This window comes from Pasteurella atlantica (genome assembly GCF_963693435.1).
In the GTDB taxonomy this organism is placed as follows: Bacteria; Pseudomonadota; Gammaproteobacteria; order Enterobacterales; family Pasteurellaceae; genus Phocoenobacter; species Phocoenobacter atlanticus.
In genome coordinates, this window is record NZ_OY856306.1 from 869,440 (window position 1) to 894,689 (window position 25,250).

A 25,250-nucleotide genomic window follows, 5' to 3' on the forward strand; every position below is an offset into this window, starting at 1 on the left:
ATGTACAGCCTACATATTTTAATACTGCAATTAAACAAAACTTAAAAACATAGTTAAATCAATGCGTTACAACCTATCCTCCGCTGTATCAACAGTCACTGAACTAGACAAGGATGGAGATGGTATTGCAGATACTACTACAGAGGTAATTACAAAGCCAAATGGTGCAGTAGTTACTAAGGTTTATACAGATAGTAATGATGACGGAGTACAAGATTCTATTGTGAAAACAATCAAGAATGCTAAACCTAAAGGAGGAGTAACAACAGAAACAGGAACAATTACTCATAATGATGATGGTACACAAACTATCAAATATGAAATTGATCCTTATTCTTTAGGGCATGTATCATCTGCTCGTACTGATACTATTGATGCTAAAGGCAATGTAATTAAATCAGAAGAAGATTATACCAATAATGGGGTAATCAATAGAACGGTTACTTATGAATATGATGAGAGTGGAAAAGTAACTAAATCTAACTATGATTATGATAATAACGGTAAGCCAAATTTAGTAATAATTCATGAAGCTAAAGATGGAGGAGAATATCATTATTACGATAGAGATATGAATGGTACAACAGAAACAACATATTTCTATCAGAATTCAGATGATACACATATTGTTAAAAACACTCCTGTAGATAATCCTGATGATTTTAATTTAATAAGAGAATATTCTTATAATGAACTAGGTCAAAATATTAAAACTATACTTAAAACAGGCGATGATAAGCCGATTCGTACAGAGTATTATAAATATAATGATAAAGGGCATATCATTGAAACTAAAATTGACAAAGGCAATGACGGAAGTATTGATACCATTGTTCATGCTGAATACGATAATGACAATAAACATCATAAACTAAAAGAACTTATTGATACGGATGCAAATGGTAGCACTGATATTGTGAAGGAATATAGTTACAATGAGAGAGATTTAGTAAGTGAAACCCGCACAGATAGTGATAATGATGGAACTTTCGAGAAAGTAGAATATTTTACTTATAATAATTTAGGTAATATAGTGACTTACTCTCGTGATGATGGTAATGACCACAGTATTGACTATAAACAATATCGAGAATATGCAATCGCTAAAAATGGAGAAGTAGAGGCAGGAATTCTTTCTGCAGTTGCAATTGATTGGGGTAATAATGGGTATGAGCGATTCGATATCTATGATGATCATACGATGCAAGCATCAGACAAATATGATATTGCAGGTCTTGAAAATATCTACATAAAGAAAGACAATCTTGAAGTAACTATTTCCGACGATACACTAGACAAAATTGCTAATGACAATAACGGTCATAAAGTGATTGTAAATAGCTTAAAATCCGGAGATAAACTACACTTAGACGGAAACTTCACCAAAACCACTGAAACCGAAAGCCACGCTGGTCAAGACTATGTGAAATACACAGACGAGGCTGGAAATGCATTGATTGTCGATCCTGATATCACAGTAGATATTATCTAGTTATAGCAAGATCATATTCACCTTAAACGAGCGGTAAGATTTTCCAAAAAATTTGCAAGTTTGTTTGAGGTGGAATAAGAAAATTAAAAACCTGTATTGTATTTGGCAATACAGGTTTTATTTTTCTGGTTTCAGAACACCTAATATAATATTTTATTTTTGTTGATTATAAATATTTTTTCTATGTCCTGCGCTAAGTAATATCAATATTAACTTATCATCTTCAATTTGTACAAGTAATCGATAATTGCCAATACGATACCTCCAATAGTTTTTTAAGTTTCCTTTGAGGTTTTTACCTATTATTCTCGGATTACTCGCGATTAAATCATTATTTTTAATAATCCAGCTTTTGATTTGTTTTTGTGTATGAATATCCAATTTTTTCATTGACTTGATAAAAGTCCTTGAGGTCACTATTTGGTACTTCATATTCCTAATTGTTCCCATGTTTCTTCAAGTGTGTAAGTGCTTTTATCTGTATTAAATTCTTCGATTGCTTGTTTCAACTCAATCAAATCATATTCCTCTTCTAATGATTTGAAAACGGTCTCCCTAATAAGCTCTGAAATACTTTTATTGTTCATTTTAGCAAAATCTTCAATAAATGCTTTCTCACTATCGTTTAATCTAATACTAACAGATGCCATAATAAACCCCTTAATGTCTTACATTTGTAATACATTGTAATCTTGTTTTTATAATTTTTCAAATTTAAATGAGATAAATTTTAAGCGCAGCCTTTAAGTATTTAAAGAAAAGTAGAACAATGAATATTCTTATGCTGCTTTAAGCTGAGAGCGAAATTGGAAGGAATCGATAGACCTTTTGGATTATCCTGTTGAAATTAGGACAATCATTTACACAACAAATCTGATTGAAAAGAAATGGTAAAATTAAGGAAATTCACCAAAACTATTTTTTCTAATCAACGAATGAAGCAGTAATAAAATCAGTTTATTATCTTTGAGGGGGACAAAAAATGAACACAACCAATTAGAGACTGAGGAGTAATTTTGAATCCATTTTTGACCATTTTGGGAGATAGGATTCAAGGATAACCTCGAATCCTATTTTTTAGAATTTATACAGTTTGTAGAATAGTATTTTATAAAAAATAGCTATCCTACATGATATTTATATTGACTAATTTAGATCATAGTTACAGTTATATCAGGAAAAACCATTATCTCATTACCCGCTGCATCAGCATAAACATTATTATTTGCATCAGTTCTGCCTGTATCAGTAAAGCCATCTAGAACAAGTTCTACATATTTACCTGCTTTAGCAACAAGAAGATGATTTCCATTCTCTGGATTAGCTATCTTATCTAAAGTTTCATCTGAGATTATTGCCTTACCACCCTCATATAAAGTAAGAGCTTGCATTCCTACAAGGTTATCTACTGAACTAAGATCAAACTCATCATAGACAAATCCTCCATCTACAAATCCGTCTAGTTTATCCTTACTAGAACGATCTACTCCAATAAATTCTTTTACACCTAAATCACTATAAATACATTTAGAATCAAGCGTGAACTCCCCAGTTTCTCTATCTAATACTTTACGACCAGACATACCAAACTCATTATATTCATAAATATCAGTAGTTTTATAACCAGTCAGCGCCATATCTATTTGATCATGAGAAGTAACATCTTTCACTCCATCATACCAATTACCTCGAGTTTGTTGTAAAACTTCCCCTTTATCATTATAAGTAGTAAAGGTAAACCAATAAGGTGATACATTTGGATCAGTACCATCTCCTTTAGTATAAATATGAATACTCCAATTATCTCCTTCATTATAATCATTTACATATTCTACAGAACCGTCACCATTTTTATCTTGATAAGCTTTCTTAACTTGAGGATGCTCTTTATCATATTCATAGGTCCAAATAGTCTTCTTAGTCTCAAAACCATTAGCATTCTTTGATATATCTATATATTCTATTGCATTGTTGCTATTACCTTCATACTTATATTCATTAACAGAATGAGTGCCATTAGCATTTGTGCTATCTCTATAGATAACCCGACCTTGATCATCTAATGTCTCGACAGTATTAGTAACAATAGTGCCATTAGAGAATTTGTCTACTTTATATTCTATTGTCTGAGTTCCATCATCATTATAAGTTATAGTACCTGTTTTTGTGGTAACTGTGCCATTAGGCCTAATAATCTTAACAATCTCCTCTGTTGGTCTTCCCTCTTCATCAGGATTTGAAAGAGTCTTTTCTAATTCATTTGGTTTCACTATTGCTGAACGCTCAAACTCTTCTTCAAGGAATAGCTGTGTTTTCTCTATAACTCCATCAGCTCCTTCATCCGTTGTTATTTTAGTAAGATTACCTTCAGCATCTCTATACTTCTCAATAACTTTATCTGGAGTACCATCTGTATTAGGATCATACGTGATTTTTTCAGTTGTAGTTCCATCTTCATTGTGAACTGTTGCAACTATTTTCTCTGGATGACCATCTCCATCCTTGTCATTTTCAGTGACTGTTGATACAGCGGAGAAGAGTGCGTAACTAGTTGATTTAATTACGCTTTATTAAAATAAAAAAATTAACTGTAAGTCCCTTTTTTCTCTCTAAAATGACACTATTTTGGGAGAGTAGTCGTATTAAAAATAAATGAAAAAATACTTAGATTTGAAGAAATAATCAGTATAAATTTAAATATCAAACGCCCTATCATTAGAATATCTCATCCAAATGGTGATTATCTAAAAAATTCAAATTCATAAACGACACTAAAAGAATAAAAATTCTGATTTTTATTAATCAAGAAAACGCCTTTAAAAGGATATTTTTTACACAAAAATGTACAGCCTACATATTTTAATACTGCAATTAAACAAAAACTTAAAAACATAGTTAAATCAATATGTTATGCGCTCTTCTCCGCTGTATCAACAGTCACTGAAATAGACAAGGATGGAGACGGCACGCCAGAGCTTATAACGACTAAAAAAGATACTGATAGTGACGGCAAAGACGACACAGTGACAGTATCAGAAGATATTAACGATGATGGTACCATTGATAAGGTAACTACGACTGTTGATATGAATGAAGATGGAAATCCAGAGAAAATTATTGAAACAGTAAATAATGATGATGGTTCTATTACAACTACCACCACGATACCTGATAAAGATGGAGTCTGGAGAAGTAATGAGAATGTCGCAATAGAAACGGATGCAAATGGCGATGGTAAATCAGAGAAGGTTATTGCTACAACGACCTCTCAGAATGGTAATGTAACAACAGCTGAGGGAGATATTACCCATAATCCTGATGGTTCAAAAGAAATAAAATATACTGTTACAAATGACAATTTTGAATTACGTGAAGGTATGGGTGACGAAGTTATAAAAGCGAAGAAAATCACACGAACAGATACCGTAGATAAAGATGGTAATATTGTGAAGGAAGTCTTCGATTACAATAATGATGGTACACCTGATAAAATTCTAGAGCATAGTTATGATAGTGATGGAAACAGAGTTAAAACAGTTAATAAATTTGATGGTCATCAGTTTGAAGAATCTACTACTCGTGAATTTGATAAAGATGGTAATGTAACTAAAGAGTATATTGATTACGATAACGATGGTAACCCTGATACGATTAAAACTTTCGAATACGATGAAACAGGTAATCAACAAAAAGTCTATACAGATAAAAATGCTGATGATGTTAATGATATTATGGCTACCTTTGAGTATGACAGCAAAGGGAATGTGACACATCATACTAGCATTCTAGATTTGAGTAATCCTAATGCAAAATATGACATTGTGTATAATCGTGATGAATCAGGTCGAGAGGTAGATAGAATTTATCTTGATACTGATGATGCTACAAAAGAACTTTTCAAGACTCATAATGAATATGAGGCTGATAGCAATGGCTATACAAGTAAAGTTTATGGTACACCTGGTGACTTTAGTGCAATGCTTTCAGAAACTATCGTTGAACCTAGCGAGAATTTACCTACTGTAAGTGGTCAACAAAAAATGATTGGTACTGCTTATGATACAATCAAGTACTATGAAAACAGTGTAAACACTAAAACTGAGTATGATATGAATAAGGATGGAAAAATAGAAGCAGGGGTTGACTGGATTACAACTTATGAGTACAACGATGCACGTTATATTACTAAACAAATCGATGATAAAAAAGCAGATGGCTCTGATGTGACAGAACTAACCAAATCGTACGATGATTATGGTAGGATAATGGAAACTATCACTACCAGTAATGATGTACAAATAATGCATTCTAAAATGGAATATCTCGGTAAAACTACCTTTGTATCTAAGACAATAGACTATAACCCTGATGATTCTATCAAGCAGGTCATTCTAACAGAATATGATAATAACTATCAAAAATCTAAGGATGTATGGAGTTATGATGGTAATGATACCATTGATGCTGGTGACTGGGTTCGATTATATGTTGGAGAAGGTTGGGGTATGCCTTACTTAGATGATGCTAAAGCTGATGGTATTTATGAGTCTATCACCTATGTATCTTCTCAACCGGGTAAACATACATTAACAAATGAGCACACACAAGGGCTTGAAACTATCAATTTAGATGACGGTACCAAAATTGTGTTAACCATTACTGATGATGTGTTGACCTCTATTGCTAATGGTAAAACAGATCATGCAATCACTGTAAATGGCGGCAAAGAAGATACAGTGAAGCTTAGCCAAGCATTATTTGATACCAAAGTAGAAGGTGGGGATGCTGCAGATACCTATACTGGAGACTGGGGAACATTAACGGTTGACCCTGATGTGACTGTAGAAGTTATCTAGCTACAAAAGAATATAGGTGAGTTTACTTGCCTATATTTTTTACTATCATTCAAAAACAAAACCTGTATTGCCAAAAACAATACAGGTTTTAAATTTTTATTCAGCCTTAAAAAGTTGCAAAATATGATCAACATCTTACCGCTTGTTTAAGGTGAATTTACGTAATTAATCTAGACGATATTAACTGTAATATCTGGATCTACAATTAACGCATTCCCAGCCTCATCTGTATATTTCACATAGTCTTGCCCTGCGTGAGATTCTGTTTCAGCCTTGACAAAGTTACCTTCTAGATTAATTACATCGCCAGTCTTAGTACTATTAACATATACTTTATGACCATTCTGGTCGTTAGCAATGACATCTAAAACTGTATCAGCGATATTGATTGCAACATCATCTTCTAGTATATAAATATCTTTAAAAGTAGTACCAAGAATATTGTTGTTATTAGAGATAGTTGTAGGTTCATAAACATATAGTTTGTCAACTCCTCCATTACTTTCCATATCGACAAACTGCTTAACCATTTCATTTTGATTGTCATATTCAAAAGTAGCAGTGAAATCTCTACTATCATTTTCTACATAATCTACAACTCTTTTAATTTGGAGACCCTGCTCATCATAGATGGAAGTAGCCGTATAATCGCTAGCATGATTTTGTGGATGATCTATGGTGTATTTAACCTCTTGACCCGCTTCATTGTATTCTTTATTCACAGTGAAGTTTCTACTTGTATTCTCTACATATTCTTGAATAATAGAAGTATTGAAACCTTGCTCATTGTATGTGTAAGAAGCAGTATAATCATTATGACATTATCTTTGTAATCTACACTATATGTCGCTTTTTCTCCCTTGTCATTGAATGTAGCTACTGTAGAGTAGTCCTTATCATCACTATTTTTATAATCCATATTAAGATCTGTTTGTTGACCATTACTATTATGTTTATAACTTATGGTGAAATCTCGACTATCATCTTTCATATAGTCTACGGTATATGACGTTCTTTGACCTAAATCATCATACGTATAAGTCGCATTGTAATCTTTCTTCTCACCTAGCGAGTAATCTACATTTCTCTTAATCATTGAACCTTTGTCATCATACTCAAAAGTTACAGTATAATCCCTATCATAGCCTTCTTTATAATCAAAAACTTGCTTAATAGGTTGACCTTGATCATTATATTTGGTGTTCACAGTAAAGTCTTTTTCATCTCCAATCTTATAGTCTACAACAACTCTACTTTGCTCACATTGAGCATTATATTCTTTTGTTGCAGTATAGTCTTTGGCATCACCAATTTTATAATCGACAACTCTCTCAATGATGTGTCCTTTACTATCAAATTCATTTGTTGCAGTTAAGTCTTTTTCGACACCAATTTTATAATCGATGATAGACTCAATATTTTCCCCCTTCTCATTGTATTTATTTGTAATGGTTTTATCGTTTTCATCGCCTATTGTGTAATCTACAACAGTTTCAATCACTTCACCCTTATCATTATATTTATGAGAAAGAATATGATCTTGAGTATCATCAGGTTCAATATTCACAGTTTCTTTAAGGGCATTACCTTTATCATCAAATTCACGAGTGATAATTTTATCTACCACACCATCATTGTTTAGGTCATATTCTGATTTTATAACATTGCCATCGGCATCAACTGTATCCGTACGACCGCTGATTGCCTTACCATCAGAATATTTATCTACTTCATATTGGATCGTCTGTGTACCATCAGGATTATTAGTAATTGCACCTGTTTCTGTAGCAGTTACTCCACATCGTTCTACACTTGTATTTACAACAGAATCTTGTGTTCCATCATCATTACTATCTGTGTGAACAGTGGTAATTACAGTACCATCAGGCTTGGTAATCACTTCTGTAGTGGTGTCCGCAATACCATCTCCATCCTTATCTAATTCAGTGACTGTTGATACAGCGGAGAAGAGTGCGTAACTAGTTGATTTAATTTCATTTTATTAAAATAAAAAATTAACTGTAAGTCCCTTTTCTCTCTCTAAAATGACACTATTTTGGGAGAATAATCGTATTAAAAATAAATGGAAAAAATACTTAGATTTAAAGAAATAATCAGTATAAATTTAAATATCAAACGCCCTATCATTAGAATATCTCATCCAAATGGATGATTATCTATAGCAAAAGTAAAATTATATGGCATAATATAAACTACCAACTATTTAAGGTATAAAATATGAGCTATTCATTAGATTTCCGCCGAAAAGTATTTGAAATAAAGGCGAAGAAAGGTTTAACCTTTGAAGAAACAAGTCAATATTTTAATATTGGTATCAGAACGTTGTTCCGTTGGAAAAAGAAAATTGAGCCTTGTACAACTCGTAATAAGCCTGCAACAAAGATTGATATGGACGCATTACTCAAAGATGTTGAGTTATATCCTGATGCTTATCAGTATGAAAGAGCGGAACGTTTTGGTGTAACTCAAAGGGCAATTGGTTTTGCCCTTAAACGATTGGGTATTAGCTATAAAAAAAACACTAAAACATCCCAAAGCAAACGAAGATGCTCGTATCAAATTTCAGGAAAAAATGAATGATTTTTCTAAGCAAGGAAAAACAATTATTTACTTAGATGAAAGTGGCTTTGCAAAAGATATGCCTAGAACACATGGCTATTGTAGGAAAGGACAGCGATGTTATGGACATCAAGATTGGCATGCAAAAGGGCGAATTAATGTGATTGGTGCAATTATAGGTTTTACTTTTCTAACGGTATCCTTATTTGAAGGCAATATTAATTCAGACACGTTTTATGCTTGGCTAAAACAGGATTTATTACCTAAAGTGAAACCTGATTCTGTTTTAGTGATGGATAATGCGACGTTTCATAAACGTCAGGATATGATAACAGCTATCCAAGATAAAGGTATAATTTTAGAATTTCTTCCACCTTATAGTCCTGACTTGAATCCCATTGAAAAAAAGTGGGCTCAAGCCAAGTCTATTAGGAAGAAGTTAAGATGTGATGATATTGACTTTTTATTTCAGGAATATTTTAACTATGTCAAATTATAATACTTTAGATATAAATCATTAAAATCCATAAATGACATTAAAATAGTAAAAATTCTACGTATTATTATTTTTAAAACTCCTTTAAAAAAGTATATTTTTTACACAAAAATGTACAGCCTACATATTTTAATACTGCAATTAAACAAAACTTAAAAACATAGTTAAATCAATGCGTTACAACCTATCCTCCGCTGTATCAACAGTCACTGAACTAGACAAGGATGGAGACGGTATTGCAGACACTACTACAGAAGTGATAACTAAACCTGATGGTACGGTAGTTACTAAGGCTTATACTGATAGTAATGATGATGGAACACAAGATTCTATTGTGAAAACAACCCAAAATGCTAAACCTCAGGGTGGAGTAACAACAGAAACAGGAACAATTACTCATAACAGTGATGGCACTCAAACTATTAAGTATGAAGTAGATCCTTATTCTCTGGGTCATGTATCATCTGCTCATACTGATACCATTGATGCTAAAGGCAATGTAATTAAATCAGAAGAAGATTACACCAATAATGGAATAATAAATAGAACGGTCAGTTATGAGTATGATGAGAATGGAAAAGTGACTAAATCTGAATATGATTATAATAATGATGGTTTACCTAATTTAGTTTTGACATGGGAACACAAAGATGGTGGATTGTATCAGTATTACGATAGAGATATGAATGGTACAACAGAAACAACATACTTCTCCCAAGATTCTGATGATAAACATATTTTGAAAAGAACTCCTGTAGATAATCCTGATGGTTTTACTTTAATAAGAGAATATTCTTATAATGAACTTGGTCAAGAATCTGAGGTAGTGTTCAAAAAAGGTGATGATAAACCTATTCACACAGAGTTCTATAAATATAATAATAAAGGACACATTATTGAAACTAAAATTGATAAAGGCAATGACGGAAGTATTGATACGATTATTCATGCTGAATACGATAATGACAATAAACATCATAAACTCAAAGAACTTATTGATTCAGATGCAAATGGAAGTACTGATGTCGTGAAGGAATACAGTTACAATGAGAGGGATTTAGTAAGTGAAATTCGCACGGACAGTGATAATGATGGAACTTTTGAGAAAGTAGAAAATTTCACTTATAATGATGTTGGAACTGTGGATGTTTATTCTCAACGTATAGATGGCAATGTTAGTGTTGATTATAAAAAATATTATGACTACAAAATAGCTGAGAATAGAGAATTACAGATTGGAATAAAGAAAACAGTAGCTACCGATATCGATAACGATGGACATTGTGATATTATATGGACATATGATGATTTTGTGCTTGTTGAATCAGATAAGTATGATATTACTGGTCTTAGAGATATCAGCTTCCAAAAAAATGATATGAGCCTCACTATCTCTGATGACATACTAGACAAAGTCGCTAATGGTACAAGCAATCATAAAATGATTATTAATGGTGCTCAATCAGGTGATAAACTACACCTAGACGGAAACTTCACCAAAACCGCTGAAACCGAAGCTCATGGTAGTCAAGACTATGTGAAATACACGGATGAGGCTGGAAATGCGTTAATTGTAGATCCTGATATCACGGTAGATATTATCTAGTTTGATGATGCCAAATTCGCCTTAAACAAGCGGTAAGATGTTTATCATATTTTGCAAGTTTGTTTGAGGTTGAATAAGAAAATTTAAAACCTGTATTGTTTTTGGCAATACAGGTTTTTTGCATTAGTGAATTAGGTAACCACATTTTTCGAAAACCTAGGTAAAACAGAGAATTTTAGTGGCTAGATTTATTGTGAATTTGACATAAATAAATTATAGATATATGATACAACTGTGATACACAATTTAATCTATTTTAATATAAAGTGAGAGAAAAAATGAGTAAAGTAGGAATGCATTTTAGAGTGGATGAGCAATTGCGGAATAGCTTTGCATCAAAGTGCCAAAGTCAGGATATCCCTGTCAGCGTGGTTCTTCGAGAACTAATGAAAAGTTATTTAAACAATGGTTCAACCGATAATTATGATGCTGATTTTTATGCTCATATTGATAAGGCATTGCAATCGCCAATATTGAATATAAGTGAAGATGAACTATTTACTCGTCTGCGGAGTTAAAATATGTATCAGCTAAAAGTAACGGATAAATTTAATGCTGATTTAGATAAAATAGAAAAAACCAATAAGAAATTACTACGAAAAATAGATAATTTACTTATTGATACAAAACAAAATCCACGTACAGGCATAGGAAAGCCCGAACGTTTAAAATACTATAGTACTCGTGAAATATATTCTCGCAGGATTGACCGAGAACACCGACTTGTTTACGAAATTTTAGAAGATAAAACTATTGTGATTTTACTGACAGCATTTGGGCATTACAGTAGCAATTCTAAATATATAGCAAAGATAGTATAAAGTGGCATAATAAAATAATTCTGTGCCACTTTGTTTTAGATTATTTCGTAATGAGAGAGGAGGAATTGTTATGTCAAATTATAATGCTATTGCTATAATTAGTATTCAAAAATTTGAGATGATTAAAAACCTGTATTGCTAAAAACAATACAGGTTTTTTATTGTCTAATTCAACCTCAAACAAAGTTGCAAATTTTTAGAAAAATCTTACCGCTTGTTTAAGTTTAACTTGCTGTTATCAAATTAGATAATATCTACCGTGATATCGGGATCGACGATCAACGCATTTCCAGCTTCATCAGTATACTTCACATAGTCTTGACCGCTATGAGATTCTGTTTCAGCGGTTTTGGTGAAGTTTCCGTCTAGATGTAGTTGATCACCAGACTTTTTACTATTTACAATCACTTTATGACTATTATCATCATTGGCAATTTTGTCTAGTACATCATCGGAGATGGTGATTGAAATATTATCTTTTTGGAAGTAGATATTTTGAAGTCCTATAAAGCTTTCCTGAATAGGAGTCTCAACATCAGTATACACAAATAATTGGTCGATAGTTCCATCAGCCTTTAGATCTCTTGCTAATGTATTTTGTATTTCACCATCATATGATTTGAATTCTATTTTATCTAAAACACCATCTCCATTTGTATCATAACTAATTTTACTTTGTTGAGTATATTGATTATACTCATAAAATTCAATTTTATCTATTGAACCATCATTGTCTACATCGTAACTTCGTTTGGATATGATCCCCTTAGAATTATATTCTTTATATTGTATTTCCTCAATTGTACCATCTCCAGCCCTATCTATGTGTATTATATCATTTTGACCAGACCTGTTATATTCATAAGTATATATAACATCAGCTGTACCATCTGCATCTTTATCATAAACATTTTCTATTCTTTGCCCTTTAACATTATATTTATAGGTGTGTATGGAATCAATTATACCATCACCTCCTCTATCAATAGATTCTTTTATCAGTAAATTCTTATCGTCATACTCCTTAGTAACAACTTTATCAATTAAACCATCTATACCTCTATCAAAAGTGACTTTTTCCATATTTCCTTTATCGTTATATTCATAAGTATATAAACGATCATATGTGCCATTACTATCATCATCTATGATTTGTTGCTGTAATAACCCCTTATCATCATAGTTTCTATAGATAGTTTGATCAGATACCCCATTATGTTCTCTGTCCCTTTTAATCATAACTAAATTACCATAAATATCATACTCATTTTCAGTGGCACTATCTATTTTACCATCATTGTCTTTATCGATACTCGCTTTAGTTAGCTGATTTTTAGCATTAAACTCATTGATGGTAGAGCGGTCAACTGTACCATCTGCATCAAGGTCTGTTGATACTTTAGTCGCATTGCCTTTTTCATCAAATTCACGAGTAATGATTTGATCTACTTTTCCATCAGCATCTAAGTCAATGTCTGTTTCAACAGCATTACCCTGCTCATCGAATTTGTTAGTGTTAATGACTTCAGGTTTACCGTCTGCATTTTTATCAATGTTTTCAACCGTGTTATTACCGAGTTTATCAAACTCACGTGTAGTGATACTGTCCGTTGTACCATCATTATTCACATCGTATTCTGATTTAAGCACATTACCGTCTTTATCTAACGTATCGGTTCTACCACTGATAGCTTTTCCATTCGAGTATTTATCTACGTCATAGTCGATGACCATATTACCATCTTCATTTTCAGTGATTTTACCTGTTTCTGTCGTCACTGTTTTGTTTGGATGTTCAATAGTTACAACCACTTCATCAAGTGCACCTTCATCATCAGTATTTACAAATTCTTTAGTGATTTTGGTGCCATCTCTTTCTGTGATAGATTCAGTCACGGTTTCAAAGGTTCCATCATGGTCTTTATCGACTGAAATAATGGTTCTGTCAGGTTTACCATCTTGGTTTTCATCAATGTAAGTTGTTTCAACAATTTCGCCTGTAATGGCATCTTTTGTGGTCACAATTACTTTTTCAGGTGTATCGTTGCCATCCATATCAACAGTAGTTCTGCTGATATCAACAGTACCATCGTCATCCAAATCTTTAGCAACTGTGACAGTATCAACTTTACCATCTCCATCTGTATCTAACTCAGTTTTTATCACCTCAGGAGTACCGTCTGCATCTGCGTCGTTTTCAGTGACTGTTGATACAGCGGAGGATAGGTTGTAACACATTGATTTAACTATGTTTTTAAGTTTTGTTTAATTGCAGTATTAAAATATGTAGGCTGTACATTTTTGTGTAAAAAATATCCTTTTAAAGGCGTTTTCTTGATTAATAAAAATCAGAATTTTTATTCTTTTAGTGTCGTTTATGAATTTGAATTTTTTAGATAATCATCCATTTGGATGAAATATTTTAATGATAGGGAGTTTGATATTTAAATTTATACGGATTATTTCTTCAAATCTAAGTATTTTTTCCATTTATTTTTAATACGATTATTCTCCCAAAATAGTGTCATTTTAGAGAGAGAAAAGGGACTTACAGTTAATTTTAAGCTTTAAATAAAATGCAATTAAATCAATATGTTACAACCTGTCCTCCGCTGTATCAACAGTCACTGAACTAGACAAGGATGGAGACGGTATTGCAGACACCACAACTATCAAGAAGACAGATACTGATGAAAATGGAAAAAATATTGATATAGTAACGGTACTTGAAGATACTGATGATGATGGAACGCCTGACACAATAACCAACACTATTGTTGATAAGCATAATCAAACTACTGTTGAGAAAGGTACAGTTTTATCTAGTGAAGAAGGTATAATCACGGTTAAGTTTGACGTAGATAAATTTGATGATGGAAAAGGTATTTCAGGACGTACTGATAGAATAACTCGTGATGGTAAAGGAGAAGTGCTAGATTCTTCATTTGATTTTTATGATGATGGAACACAGGATAAAAAAATAAGTTATGAATACAATGATGATGGTACTATTAAACAGGAATATATTGATCTTAATGTAGATGGTGTTCCTGAAGAATTAATCTCTTATGAATATAAAGATGGTGAGCTTTATAAAAAAACGAAAACCGTAGGAGGTGATGTTTCATCTGAAATGTATGTATATAATGATGATGGCACATTGCATAAAGTATTTTATGATAAAGATAATAATGGGGTGCCAGAATCATCAAAAACTTATACCTATTATGAGGGTAGTGAAAATATTAAAACAGTATCTAGTGATAATAATAATGATGGGAAACCAGAAAAAGTCGAAACTTTTGAATATGATGCTAACAATTATGTTACTAAAGCGATTACTGATACTGATGGTGATGGACAACCTAATAAGATTGTAAGCTATGAAGTGGATTCCAAAGGACGTACCGTTAAGATGTATGAAGATTTGGATGGTGATGCACAACCTGAAAAGTTAACAAAATATGAATATAATGACCATAATCAATATGTAGTGAGAAATCATTATTCTCTTAATGAAAATGGTGAAGAGACTCATACAAATATTGTTAAAAAGGAATATGATGAACAAGGACGTACGATTAAAGTTGAAAATAATATATTATCTAGTGATACTATAGCTATTAATAACTTTGAATATAATCAATTTGATCAAAATACTAAAAATGTAACAATGATAAAGAGAGATGCGAGTAATGAAGATTCTACTTTTACGATGCACTCGGAACAAGAGCGTTTTTATAATAGTGCTCACGAACTATCATATATCGGTAGAGATTTAGCTGAAGTTGATGGGCACTATGACTGGCTATTTACATATGAAGATTTCTCATTACCTAAGGATGAAGTATTTAAAGGATTAAGTAAACTATGGATTCAGACTGATGATGTTCTCACAATTTCTGAAGAAGCATTAGACTCAATATCTAATAATTCTGGTCATAAATTGTATATTTATAATAAATACTATTCGACTCATGCTGATTCAGCAAGTGTTAGTTTAGAAGGTAACTTTACTAAGACTGGAGCGGGAGTATATACTGATGAGGCTGGAAATGCATTAATTGTAGATCCAGATATTACAGTTAATATCGTCTAGATAATTACTATTCGCCTTAAACAAGCGGTAAGATGTTTAGAATATTTTGCAACTTTATTTAGGGTTGAATAAAAAAATTAAAACCTGTATTGTTTTGGCAATACAGGTTTTTTTACTCACCAACTCGTTTCTGCTTTAGCTCAAATCATATTCTGTTTGTTAATCAAGCCATTTAATTTAATCTTAAAAAGAAACATATTGGTTGCTAATTTATAAAAAAGAAATTAATATGTTTCTTATTTAGAGGGTAACTAAATATATACTATGGATAATCTATTAACACAAATCAAAAATCGTCGTCTTCAACTAAATTTACGACAAAAAGATATGCTTTTACGTGCAGGGATTACACGACAACAATATCAACGTTTAGAATCAAAAGGTAATCCTCGCTTAGATACTCTAGAACTGATTGCAGAAGGATTAGAATGTGAATTGATGTTAATTTCTAACGAAAAATTACCTTTAGTAAAAGCAATTTTAAATAATGAAGCAGACATCCCATCTTCTCAACAAAAAATGGATGATGTTATTAACAACCCTTGGAAAAATTTATTAGGAGAGGATGAATGAATAAGATCATCGGTTTTTTAAAATTATCACTGCATAATCAATTGGTTGGTTATTTAATCGGTTTTCAAAGTGGTAAAAATATACTGATATTCGATCCTGTATTTTATCACAATGAGCAACGTCCTACTCTCAGTTTAATTACCCATCCCAATTTTCCTAATGCAAGTAAGTTACTTTCGACACAATGGAAACAACATCAAAGATTGCATCCATTGTTTTCGAATTTATTACCAGAAGGAGCATTGCGTAGTTTAATTTCTCATTCGCTAAAAATTCATCTAGATAATGAGTTTATGCTATTCTCCCACTTGGGTCAGGATTTACCCGGAGCATTAATTGCAACACCATTACATCCTGATGAAGTCCCGCCTTATATCCTTTCTCAATGTGAGCATTGCCAAATTTCACCAACTATGGATACAACATTAGAGAAACGTTTTTCCCTCGCTGGTGTACAGATGAAATTTTCTATGCAAGAGATTAACGGTCGATATACTGTTACTCACTCAGGTAAGCAAGGTGGTGATTGGATTATAAAAACGCCCTCAATACAACATCAGGCTGTTCCACAAAATGAATATTCAACGATGAAATTAGCCACCTTAACTGGTATAGATATTCCAGAGGTTCGCCTTATTCAACTCGGAAAACTTAATAATTTACCCTCAATTAATTTACCTGATGAAGAATTTGCTTATATGATTAAACGTTTTGATAGGAATAATGACAAGCGTATTCACAGTGAAGATTTTGCTCAAATTCTCGTTAAATACCCACACGAAAAATATCAGGGAGCCAATTATGAACAAATTGGCAGAGTACTCTATCAGTATTCAGGTAATGGTTTAGCGGATGTGCAGCAATTTGCACGGCGTTTGTTAGTGAATATTTTATTAGCGAATGGTGATGCTCATTTAAAGAACTGGAGTTTACTGTATGATAATAAATATACGCCGAGACTATCTCCTGCTTACGATATTGTGATGACAAGAGCCTATATAGAGAATGAAAAAAGTTTTGCACTTAATTTGGGTAGGACTAAATACTGGTATGATGTAAATTTCTCTCATTTTGAATATTGGTCAAAAAAAGCAGATATTCCTTGGCGAGCAATCAAACCTCATTTGATAGATACATTAGATAAAGCGCGTATACAGTGGCATACAGCATTAAAAGAGTTACCAATGCTTGACTCTCATAAACAAATATTACAACAACATTGGAAAAGCTTGCACAAGGATTTTTCTATCATAAAATAAATTATTAGAGACTGTCTCCTAAACTGTGTAACTGCACTTTATTAAAGTTAGTTAAAGATAATCAGCTAAGCGATCATCAAACTCAATCATAAACTTATTGAGTGCTAATTTCCAGTCCCTAATTGGCATTGTCCATTTTTTAGAGGCATTTTGAATAGCCAGATAAACGACTTTTTTCGCAGAGTCATCCGTTGGGAATAATTTTCTCTTATTGATGACTTTGCGAATAACACTATTTACAGACTCAATAGCATTCGTCGTATAAATGGCTTTTCTTATATCTTCAGGGTAGTTAAACAAGGTATTCAGCTTATCCCAGTGTTTATACCAAGACCGTGATATTTGCGGATATTTATCATCATAAGTATTCGCAAAATTCTCTAATTCCTGCAAGGCTTCATCTTCTGTCACAGATTGATAAATTTTCTTTAAATCTCGAGCAACTGCTTTATAATCCTTATAAGGCACATATTTCATAGAATTACGCACCATATGAACAATACAAAGCTGGATTTTGGTTTTTGGATAAACGGTATTTATCGCATCAGGAAAGCCCGTTAAACCATCTATACAAGCAATAAGAATATCCTTCACGCCTCGATTTTGTAATTCAGTCAGCACCCCTAACCAAAATTTAGCCCCTTCATTTTCAGACATCCACAAGCCTAAAAGCTCCTTTTGTCCTTGCATATTAATGCCTAAGGCAAGGTAAATTGCCTTATTAATCACACGTTTATCTTGACGGACTTTAACAACGATGCAGTCCAAATAAACAATAGGATAGACATCATCAAGCGGGCGAGATTGCCACTCTATAACATCATCTAATAGTGCATCTGTCACACGTGATACCAGTGTAGGTGAGACTTCAGTCCCATACAGGTCTGACACGGTTTCAGTGATTTCACGGGTACTCATTCCTTGTGAATATAAATAGATAATTTTTGAGTCTAGTGTCGGTACTCTAGTTTGTCGTTTTTTAATGATTTCAGGCTCAAAAGTTCCCTCTCTATCACGTGGAGTATCGATAGAAAACTTACCCTCTTCAGAATATACTGTTTTGGTTGTAACGCCATTTCTAGCGTTACTTCCTTTACGAGTACCATTCTTTTGATAGCCTAGATGTGCATCTAATTCAGTATTGAGTGATTTCTCAAAGAAACGTTTATGCAATAGCTGAGTTGCATTTGCGATATCTTCTTGTGAATCTAGTTGCTCAAGTAGTGCATCGATTTGGTTGGTTAAATTTGCTTTTTTCATATTGGTATCCACCTTAATGTTTTTTGTATATTAAAGCAGATACACAGTTATTTTTATAGTCTCAATTATTACACTATACCTCAAACTACATAAGTTAAAACCTGTATTGCCTAAAATAACATAGGCAATACAGGTTTTTCATTTTCTTATTCAACCTCAAACAAACTTGCAAATTTTTGGAAAAATCTTACCGCTTGTTTAAGGTGAATTTTATGTTATAAAACTAGATAATATCTACTGTGATATCTGGATCGACGATCAACGCATTTCCAGCCTCATCAGTATATTTTACAAAGTCTTGCCCACCGTGGCTTTCGGTTTCAGTGGTTTTGGTGAAGCTGCCTTCTAAGTTCAGCCCATCTTTTGTCGAATGGCTACTCACAACTACTTTATGCGTATTATTACTAACAATTTGATCTAATATATGATCAGAAATAGTTACTGAAATATCAGGTCTATTAATAATTAATTCATTAATATTAGTAAGATCACTACCAGTTGGTACTTTAATTTCATCATAAAACCACAATTTATCTATGCTTCCATCAGCACCAATATCCTGTTTCATATAGGTGAGTTTGCCTATATCATTATATTTATAGAACTCCATTTTATCTACCGTATCATTAGCATCGAGATCATAATTTATTTGAACTCTTTCACCTTTTTCATATACATAACTATGAATTTGATTAATCGAACCATTCCCTCCCAAATCAATAAAAGCCTTGATCAATTCTCCCTTATCATTATATTGATAGCTTTCAGTATAATTACTTTTGGTATCACCATTAGTATCAACATCAACGCCTATTTGACGGTTACCATCATATTTTAGGTAATGAGTATGCTCAATATTACCATCAAGATTCTTATCATACTCACTTTTGATCACTTTATGACTACTATCATAAGTATAATAAATATCACGATCTGCCTGTAAAGGATAGTCTCTTTCTTCTGATTTAATAGTATTACCAGAACCATCTATTGTATCAGTACGATACATAATTACCTTACCATCAGAATATTTATCAATTTCAAATTTAATAGTTTGCGTTCCATCAGAATTATTAATGATTGTTCCTGCTTCTGTTGTTAATCGTCCACCATTAGGTTTTTGAATAGTCACCACTACAGAGTCTTGTTCTCCATTATCATCCATGTCTGTAAAAATTTTAGTTTTTATAGTGTCATTTCCACCATCATCTAATATAGTAGCCATCTCAGTTGTGGTGTCTGCAATACCGTCCCCATCCTTATCTAGTTCAGTGACTGTTGATACAGCGGAGAAGACGCCCTAACCCATTGATTTGATTATGTTTTAAAGTTTTGTGTAATAGTGGTATTAAAATGTGTAGGTTGGATATGTTTGTGCAAAAAACATCCTTTTTAAAGGGATTTTCTTGATTAATGAAAAATAAAATTTTTACTATTTTAATGTCGTTTATGGATTTTAATTTTTTAGATAATCAGTATTTGGATGAAATATTTTAATGATAGGGCGTTTGATATTTAAATTTATACTAATTATTTATGTAAATATAAGTACTTCTTCATTTATTTTTTACCACAACTATTTTCTCAAAACAGTGTCATTTTATAGAGAAAAAAGGAACTTACAGTTAATTTTAAAATTTAAATAAAATGCATTTAAATCAATGCGTTACATGCTCTTCTCCGCTGTATCAACAGTCACTGAACTAGACAAGGATGGAGATGGCACGCCAGAGCTTATAACGACTAAAAAAGATACTGATGGTGACGGCAAAGACGACACAATTACAGTATCAGAAGATATTAACGATGATGGTACCATTGATAAGGTCACCACAACTGTTGATATGAATGAAGACGGTAAACCTGAAAAAGTCACTGAAATAGTGAAAAATGCGGATGGCTCTACCACTACCACAACGCAAGAAGATACAAATGGTAATGGGACGTTAGAAACTAAATCTATTGCAGAAGATAAAGACAGTGATGGAAATCCTGAAAAAACAGTCACAACTATTGAAGACTCAAAAGGCAGAATTACGTCTACAGAAACCGCCACAGACCAAGATAGTGATGGACATCCTGAAGAAATAATCACTGTTAAAACTTCTTTTAGTCCAAAGTCAGGTATAAACCCTAAAACAACCACTACTGTGGAAAGAGATACTAATGATGATGGAGAATTAGACAAAATCATTGATGTTACTCATGTTAGTCGAGCTGGGTTTGTAACGACAGAAAAAGGAGAAGTTCTTTATCGTGCAGCAGATGGTTCAAAAGCTATCAAGTATACCAATGACAAAAATAATGAGGTCAGAACAGAGGTTGTAGATGAAAATGGTCGCACCATAAGAATTGAAACTGATTATCAGGGTGATGGAAAAATTGATAGTATTACTACAATTGAGCGTGATGAAGAGAATCATCAAGTAAAATATCTCCATGATAGTAATGGTAACAGTACAATCGATAAGGATGAAGTTATTGAGGTTTATACTATGGATGAGAATAACGAATACGAAATCGGTAGAGTTCGTAGTATTGGAACCGAAGAGAATATCAACCAGATAAATGAGTTTACTTATGGCAAGTTATGGAATTTATACACCTATGACTATAATAACGATGGTCAAAAAGATTGGTATAACTTCTCACTTTATAATGAAAAAGGACAATTTGTAGAGCAACGTAGAGGAAAATACTACGACGGACTTGAAGATATTACGGATATTAAAGATGTGGTAGGAACGGATACTATTTCAGTAAGTGGTAATACATATGAATATAATGATGAAGGACGTATGTCTGTTCGTTCTAATTATGCATCTGTTAAAGATATAGCTACTGATAAAGTATCTAGTGAGCATTTTTATGAGTATGATAATTCAACAGATCTACTTACAAAAGAAACCGTATATAATGGGCATATAGAAGATAATAAGGTATCAACTATATCGCATTATGAATATAATAACTCTGAACAGAAAGTTGCTCGTTATTATGATAATCTCCAAGATGGTGAGAATGTAGATCAAATAAATGTCTATGGAAATCATACAGTATCTGAGTCGGAAAAATTTGATATATCTGGAATGAAAAATATCTACTTCAATAAAGAGGATGTAACACTCACTATCACCGATGACACACTAGATAAAATTGCTAATGATGTAAATAGTCATAAAGTAGTTATAAGTAGCTCGAAATCAGGTGATGAATTAAGATTAGAGGGTAACTTCACCAAAACCACTGAAACCGAAAGCCACGGTGGTCAAGACTATGTGAAATACACAGATGAGGCTGGTAATGCATTGATTGTAGACCCAGATATCTCTGTCGCTGTTGTGTCATAATATTGAATCAACTTCACCTTAAACAAGCGGTAAGATGTTTAGAATATTTTGCAACTTTGTTTGAGGTTGAATAAGAAAATAAAAACCTGTATTGTTTTGGCAATACAGGTTTTTTATGTCTCAAATATTCTCAAAAAAAACAATCCACCAAAGGCTAATCAACCCTTGATTTTAAATTCTGATACACCGCATTTTTATCTCGTCGTCCAACAGCTAAAACATAAACAACAAGCTCATTATCAATTACTTCATAAACAAGACGATAGCCCACCGTTCTCAGTTTAATCTTATAAACTGCACGATAACCACTTAACTTTGCGGATGGAACATGTGGATTTTCAAGACGTTCCCGTAATTTTTGTTTAAATTGTGCTTGAATATTGGGAGGCGTCTTTTTCCATTCTTTTAATGCAATTGGTAAAAACTTTAAACTATAGCTCATCAATATCTACCGTTATCGCAGTGGATAATTCTGCTCTACGTTTATCTACTATCTGAGATAATTCATACTCATCAAAAATATCCATTAAAAACTCATACATTTCAGTAGGCACCAAATAAGCTGTCGGTTTATTGTGATTTAAAATTGCAATTGCGGTACCTTCCGCTTCATTTAATAAAGCGGTAGGATTCTTTTTTAATTCAGAAATGCTGGCTGAATTTTCAGCTAATACTTTCATCATAATATAAGACCTTAATAAAGCATTTAATTTAGGGCTTATTATAGTACTAAATAAATTAAATTACTATTTTTTTAACTGTATTGGTTGATATAAAAAATCTGTGCTACTTATCATAAATAACACAGATTTTGGATGTAGTATTCAAATAGAGATAGGGGGTATTCTATCTCTACATAAGTTAAAACCTGTATTGCCTAAAATAACATAGGCAATACAGGTTTTTAATTTTCTTATTCAACCTCAAACAAACTTGCAAATTTTAAGAAAAATCTTACCGCTTGTTTAAGGTGAATATGATGTTACCAAACTAGATAATATCTACCGTGATATCAGGGTCTACGATCAACGCATTTCCAGCCTCATCTGTGTACTTCACATAATCTTGACCACTGTGAGATTCTGTTTCTGCTGTTTTGGTGAAGTTGCCGTCTAGGTGTAGCTTATCACCTGATTTTGAGCTATTTACAATTACTTTATGGCTATTGTTATCATTAGCGATTTCATCTAGTACATTATCAGAAATTGTAACTGAAAGATTATCTTTGTGAATGTAGATATTTTTAAGACCAGACAAATACTCTGGTTCAACGTTTTCTATATTTTCATAAAAATATAACTTGTCAGCATATCCATCATTATTAGTGTCTCTAGACTCTTGACTTAAATTACCAAAATCATCATAGTTTCGATTATATACGGCATCAAATGTACCATCATTATCTTTATCATACTCTTTTTTAATGAGTTGTCCTTTATCATTGAACTCTCTGATATGATAGCTATCTATTTCTCCATCATTATCTTTATCAAAAGATATTTTGATAACTTGACCTTTATCATTGTATTCAAATGATTCATTACTATCTATTTCTCCATCATTAGTCTTGTCATACAGTCTTTTAATAAGCTGATTTTTGTCATTGTATTCTCTGATTTCAGATTTATTTATTTCTCCATCATTATCTGTGTCAAACTCTCTTTTAATAAGCAGACCTTTATCATTATATTCATAATATCTGACTTCATCAGTAATATTATCATTATCATTATCAAAGTCTTTTTTAATAGTTTTACCCTTATCATTTGGTTCATAAGTTTTAACACTATCTATGATCCCATCAGCATTATTATCATCGTATGCTTTAATTAAGTTACCATAAATATCATATTCATACTCTGATGTACTATCAACTTTACCATCATTGTTTTTATCACTATTTGATTTTATGAGCTGATTTTTGTCGTTAAATTCATAAGTAGAAGATTTATCAGGAGTACCATCAGCATCAAGGTCTGTTGATGCTTTAGTCGCATTACCTTTTTCATCAAACTCACGAGTAATGATTTGGTCTGTTTTTCCATCCGCATCTAAATCAATGTCTGTTTCAACAGCATTACCATGCTCATCGAATTTGTTAGTCTTAATAACATCAGGTTTTCCATTGGCATTTTTATCAATGTTTTCAACAGTGTTATTACCGAGTTTATCAAACTCACGTGTAGTAATGCTGTCTGTTGTACCATCATTATTCACATCGTATTCTGATTTAAGCACATTACCGTCTTTATCTAACGTATCGGTTCTACCGCTGATGGCTTTTCCATTCGAGTATTTATCTACGTCATAGTCGATTACTAGATTGCCATCTTTACCTTCAGTGATTTTACCTGTTTCTGTTGTCACTGTTTTGTTTGGATGTTCAATGGTGACAACCACTTCATCCAATGCACCTTCATCATCTGTGTTAATAAACTCTTTAGTGATTTTGGTTCCATCTCTTTCAGTGGTAGATTCAGTCACGGTTTCAAAGGTTCCATCATGGTCTTTATCGACTGAAACAATGGTTCTTTCAGGTTTACCGTCTTGGTTTTTATCAATGTAGGTGGTTTCAACAATTTCACCTGTAATAGCATCTTTTGTGGTCACAATTACTTTTTCAGGTGTATCGTTGCCATCCATATCAACAGTAGTTCTACTGATATCAACAGTTCCATCGTCATCCAAATCCTTAGCGACTGTGACGGTATCAACTTTACCATCTCCATCCGTATCTAACTCGGTTTTTATCACTTCAGGAGTACCGTCTGCATCTGCATCGTTTTCAGTGACTGTTGATACAGCGGAGGATAGGTTGTAACACATTGATTTAACTATGTTTTTAAGTTTTGTTTAAT

The 25,250-nt window shown here is 32.5% G+C and carries 23 protein-coding genes; 11 read left to right on the forward strand and 12 right to left on the reverse strand.

Going from position 1 to position 25,250, the window contains the following annotated elements:
• The first annotated feature begins 61 nt into the window (after window positions 1–61).
• Window positions 62–1,492: a hypothetical protein gene (locus U9966_RS04185; RefSeq protein ID WP_306347964.1), complete on the forward strand. Its 1,431-nt coding sequence runs from the start codon at window positions 62–64 to the stop codon at window positions 1,490–1,492.
• A 153-nt stretch (window positions 1,493–1,645) separates the two neighbouring features.
• On the opposite strand, the gene U9966_RS04190 is transcribed toward U9966_RS04185, so the two are convergent.
• The 3 genes from U9966_RS04190 to U9966_RS04200 form a co-directional block, all read right to left on the reverse strand.
• Window positions 1,646–1,882, reverse strand: a complete 237-nt coding sequence (locus tag U9966_RS04190; RefSeq protein WP_322631716.1) for a type II toxin-antitoxin system RelE family toxin — start codon at window positions 1,880–1,882, stop codon at window positions 1,646–1,648.
• A 38-nt stretch (window positions 1,883–1,920) separates the two neighbouring features.
• A complete protein-coding gene (gene relB / locus U9966_RS04195) occupies window positions 1,921–2,142 on the reverse strand; it encodes a type II toxin-antitoxin system RelB family antitoxin (protein WP_306347816.1) in 222 nt (73 codons plus the stop codon).
• Between the two features lie 501 nt (window positions 2,143–2,643).
• On the reverse strand, window positions 2,644–3,762 hold the full coding sequence (locus U9966_RS04200) for a hypothetical protein (RefSeq protein WP_306347817.1): 1,119 nt from the start codon (window positions 3,760–3,762) through the stop codon (window positions 2,644–2,646).
• A 753-nt stretch (window positions 3,763–4,515) separates the two neighbouring features.
• Between U9966_RS04200 and U9966_RS04205 the strand changes: the two genes are divergently transcribed.
• The gene (locus tag U9966_RS04205; protein WP_322631717.1) at window positions 4,516–6,348 is read left to right on the forward strand and encodes a hypothetical protein; all 1,833 of its coding nucleotides are present in this window, start codon (window positions 4,516–4,518) and stop codon (window positions 6,346–6,348) included.
• A 170-nt stretch (window positions 6,349–6,518) separates the two neighbouring features.
• Here U9966_RS04205 and U9966_RS04210 read toward each other — a convergent pair whose 3' ends face one another.
• Both U9966_RS04210 and U9966_RS04215 read right to left on the reverse strand, forming a co-directional pair.
• The gene (locus tag U9966_RS04210; RefSeq protein ID WP_322631718.1) at window positions 6,519–7,070 is read right to left on the reverse strand and encodes a hypothetical protein; all 552 of its coding nucleotides are present in this window, start codon (window positions 7,068–7,070) and stop codon (window positions 6,519–6,521) included.
• A gap of 23 nt (window positions 7,071–7,093) precedes the next feature.
• Window positions 7,094–8,248, reverse strand: a complete 1,155-nt coding sequence (locus U9966_RS04215) for a hypothetical protein (protein WP_322631719.1) — start codon at window positions 8,246–8,248, stop codon at window positions 7,094–7,096.
• Between the two features lie 338 nt (window positions 8,249–8,586).
• On the opposite strand from U9966_RS04215, the gene U9966_RS04220 reads away from it, so the two are divergent.
• From U9966_RS04220 to U9966_RS04230, 3 genes are all read left to right on the forward strand, one after another.
• The gene (locus tag U9966_RS04220) at window positions 8,587–8,949 is read left to right on the forward strand and encodes an IS630 transposase-related protein (RefSeq protein WP_306347869.1); all 363 of its coding nucleotides are present in this window, start codon (window positions 8,587–8,589) and stop codon (window positions 8,947–8,949) included.
• Window positions 8,852–9,427, forward strand: a complete 576-nt coding sequence (locus U9966_RS04225; protein WP_306355425.1) for an IS630 family transposase — start codon at window positions 8,852–8,854, stop codon at window positions 9,425–9,427. Before U9966_RS04220 ends, U9966_RS04225 begins: the two co-directional genes overlap by 98 nt.
• A gap of 169 nt (window positions 9,428–9,596) precedes the next feature.
• Window positions 9,597–11,030, forward strand: a complete 1,434-nt coding sequence (locus tag U9966_RS04230) for a hypothetical protein (RefSeq protein ID WP_322631720.1) — start codon at window positions 9,597–9,599, stop codon at window positions 11,028–11,030.
• On the opposite strand, the gene U9966_RS04235 is transcribed toward U9966_RS04230, so the two are convergent.
• On the reverse strand, window positions 11,023–11,175 hold the full coding sequence (locus U9966_RS04235) for a hypothetical protein (protein WP_306347874.1): 153 nt from the start codon (window positions 11,173–11,175) through the stop codon (window positions 11,023–11,025). The genes U9966_RS04230 and U9966_RS04235 overlap by 8 nt on opposite strands.
• A gap of 133 nt (window positions 11,176–11,308) precedes the next feature.
• Between U9966_RS04235 and U9966_RS04240 the strand changes: the two genes are divergently transcribed.
• Window positions 11,309–11,548 (forward strand): hypothetical protein, encoded by a 240-nt coding sequence (locus tag U9966_RS04240; protein WP_306354361.1) that lies wholly within the window; start codon window positions 11,309–11,311, stop codon window positions 11,546–11,548.
• A 3-nt stretch (window positions 11,549–11,551) separates the two neighbouring features.
• A complete protein-coding gene (locus U9966_RS04245) occupies window positions 11,552–11,851 on the forward strand; it encodes a Txe/YoeB family addiction module toxin (RefSeq protein ID WP_306351674.1) in 300 nt (99 codons plus the stop codon).
• 243 nt (window positions 11,852–12,094) lie between these two features.
• Here the strand turns inward: U9966_RS04245 and U9966_RS04250 are convergent, their stop codons facing one another.
• Complete coding sequence (locus U9966_RS04250; protein WP_306355451.1) at window positions 12,095–14,089, reverse strand: hypothetical protein; 1,995 nt, start codon at window positions 14,087–14,089, stop codon at window positions 12,095–12,097.
• Window positions 14,090–14,780: 691 nt separating this feature from the next.
• On the opposite strand from U9966_RS04250, the gene U9966_RS04255 reads away from it, so the two are divergent.
• From U9966_RS04255 to U9966_RS04265, 3 genes are all read left to right on the forward strand, one after another.
• The gene (locus U9966_RS04255) at window positions 14,781–15,950 is read left to right on the forward strand and encodes a hypothetical protein (RefSeq protein WP_306347885.1); all 1,170 of its coding nucleotides are present in this window, start codon (window positions 14,781–14,783) and stop codon (window positions 15,948–15,950) included.
• A gap of 264 nt (window positions 15,951–16,214) precedes the next feature.
• Entirely contained in the window at window positions 16,215–16,523 is a 309-nt protein-coding gene (locus U9966_RS04260) for a helix-turn-helix domain-containing protein (protein WP_306347333.1), read from the forward strand.
• Window positions 16,520–17,782: a type II toxin-antitoxin system HipA family toxin gene (locus U9966_RS04265; RefSeq protein WP_306347332.1), complete on the forward strand. Its 1,263-nt coding sequence runs from the start codon at window positions 16,520–16,522 to the stop codon at window positions 17,780–17,782. Before U9966_RS04260 ends, U9966_RS04265 begins: the two co-directional genes overlap by 4 nt.
• A gap of 51 nt (window positions 17,783–17,833) precedes the next feature.
• On the opposite strand, the gene U9966_RS04270 is transcribed toward U9966_RS04265, so the two are convergent.
• Window positions 17,834–19,042: an IS256 family transposase gene (locus U9966_RS04270; RefSeq protein WP_306347331.1), complete on the reverse strand. Its 1,209-nt coding sequence runs from the start codon at window positions 19,040–19,042 to the stop codon at window positions 17,834–17,836.
• Between the two features lie 223 nt (window positions 19,043–19,265).
• The gene (locus U9966_RS04275; protein WP_306347330.1) at window positions 19,266–20,267 is read right to left on the reverse strand and encodes a hypothetical protein; all 1,002 of its coding nucleotides are present in this window, start codon (window positions 20,265–20,267) and stop codon (window positions 19,266–19,268) included.
• A 436-nt stretch (window positions 20,268–20,703) separates the two neighbouring features.
• Between U9966_RS04275 and U9966_RS04280 the strand changes: the two genes are divergently transcribed.
• Window positions 20,704–22,392: a hypothetical protein gene (locus tag U9966_RS04280; RefSeq protein ID WP_306349428.1), complete on the forward strand. Its 1,689-nt coding sequence runs from the start codon at window positions 20,704–20,706 to the stop codon at window positions 22,390–22,392.
• Window positions 22,393–22,546: 154 nt separating this feature from the next.
• Here U9966_RS04280 and U9966_RS04285 read toward each other — a convergent pair whose 3' ends face one another.
• The 3 genes from U9966_RS04285 to U9966_RS04295 all read right to left on the reverse strand — a co-directional run bounded on the left by U9966_RS04285 (window position 22,547) and on the right by U9966_RS04295 (window position 25,218).
• Window positions 22,547–22,834: a type II toxin-antitoxin system RelE family toxin gene (locus U9966_RS04285; protein ID WP_306347820.1), complete on the reverse strand. Its 288-nt coding sequence runs from the start codon at window positions 22,832–22,834 to the stop codon at window positions 22,547–22,549.
• Entirely contained in the window at window positions 22,824–23,075 is a 252-nt protein-coding gene (locus tag U9966_RS04290) for a type II toxin-antitoxin system prevent-host-death family antitoxin (RefSeq protein WP_306347819.1), read from the reverse strand. Before U9966_RS04290 ends, U9966_RS04285 begins: the two co-directional genes overlap by 11 nt.
• A gap of 307 nt (window positions 23,076–23,382) precedes the next feature.
• Window positions 23,383–25,218 carry an RHS repeat domain-containing protein gene (locus U9966_RS04295; protein WP_306354430.1) on the reverse strand — a complete coding sequence of 612 codons (1,836 nt, stop codon included), beginning with the start codon at window positions 25,216–25,218 and terminating at the stop codon, window positions 23,383–23,385.
• Window positions 25,219–25,250: the final 32 nt, after the last annotated feature.

Bases quoted from the DNA above. Each gene is read 5' to 3' on its own strand.
- relB (WP_306347816.1), bottom strand. From the start codon at position 2,142: ATGGCATCTGTTAGTATTAGATTAAACGATAGTGAGAAAGCATTTATT.
- U9966_RS04185 (WP_306347964.1), top strand. From the start codon at position 62: ATGCGTTACAACCTATCCTCCGCTGTATCAACAGTCACTGAACTAGAC.
- U9966_RS04290 (WP_306347819.1), bottom strand. From the start codon at position 23,075: ATGATGAAAGTATTAGCTGAAAATTCAGCCAGCATTTCTGAATTAAAA.
- U9966_RS04235 (WP_306347874.1), bottom strand. From the start codon at position 11,175: ATGTGGTTACCTAATTCACTAATGCAAAAAACCTGTATTGCCAAAAAC.
- U9966_RS04275 (WP_306347330.1), bottom strand. From the start codon at position 20,267: ATGGCTACTATATTAGATGATGGTGGAAATGACACTATAAAAACTAAA.
- U9966_RS04230 (WP_322631720.1), top strand. From the start codon at position 9,597: ATGCGTTACAACCTATCCTCCGCTGTATCAACAGTCACTGAACTAGAC.
- U9966_RS04240 (WP_306354361.1), top strand. From the start codon at position 11,309: ATGAGTAAAGTAGGAATGCATTTTAGAGTGGATGAGCAATTGCGGAAT.
- U9966_RS04260 (WP_306347333.1), top strand. From the start codon at position 16,215: ATGGATAATCTATTAACACAAATCAAAAATCGTCGTCTTCAACTAAAT.
- U9966_RS04285 (WP_306347820.1), bottom strand. From the start codon at position 22,834: ATGAGCTATAGTTTAAAGTTTTTACCAATTGCATTAAAAGAATGGAAA.
- U9966_RS04280 (WP_306349428.1), top strand. From the start codon at position 20,704: ATGCGTTACATGCTCTTCTCCGCTGTATCAACAGTCACTGAACTAGAC.
- U9966_RS04250 (WP_306355451.1), bottom strand. From the start codon at position 14,089: ATGTGTTACAACCTATCCTCCGCTGTATCAACAGTCACTGAAAACGAC.
- U9966_RS04245 (WP_306351674.1), top strand. From the start codon at position 11,552: ATGTATCAGCTAAAAGTAACGGATAAATTTAATGCTGATTTAGATAAA.
- U9966_RS04295 (WP_306354430.1), bottom strand. From the start codon at position 25,218: ATGTGTTACAACCTATCCTCCGCTGTATCAACAGTCACTGAAAACGAT.
- U9966_RS04190 (WP_322631716.1), bottom strand. From the start codon at position 1,882: ATGAAAAAATTGGATATTCATACACAAAAACAAATCAAAAGCTGGATT.
- U9966_RS04220 (WP_306347869.1), top strand. From the start codon at position 8,587: ATGAGCTATTCATTAGATTTCCGCCGAAAAGTATTTGAAATAAAGGCG.
- U9966_RS04265 (WP_306347332.1), top strand. From the start codon at position 16,520: ATGAATAAGATCATCGGTTTTTTAAAATTATCACTGCATAATCAATTG.
- U9966_RS04270 (WP_306347331.1), bottom strand. From the start codon at position 19,042: ATGAAAAAAGCAAATTTAACCAACCAAATCGATGCACTACTTGAGCAA.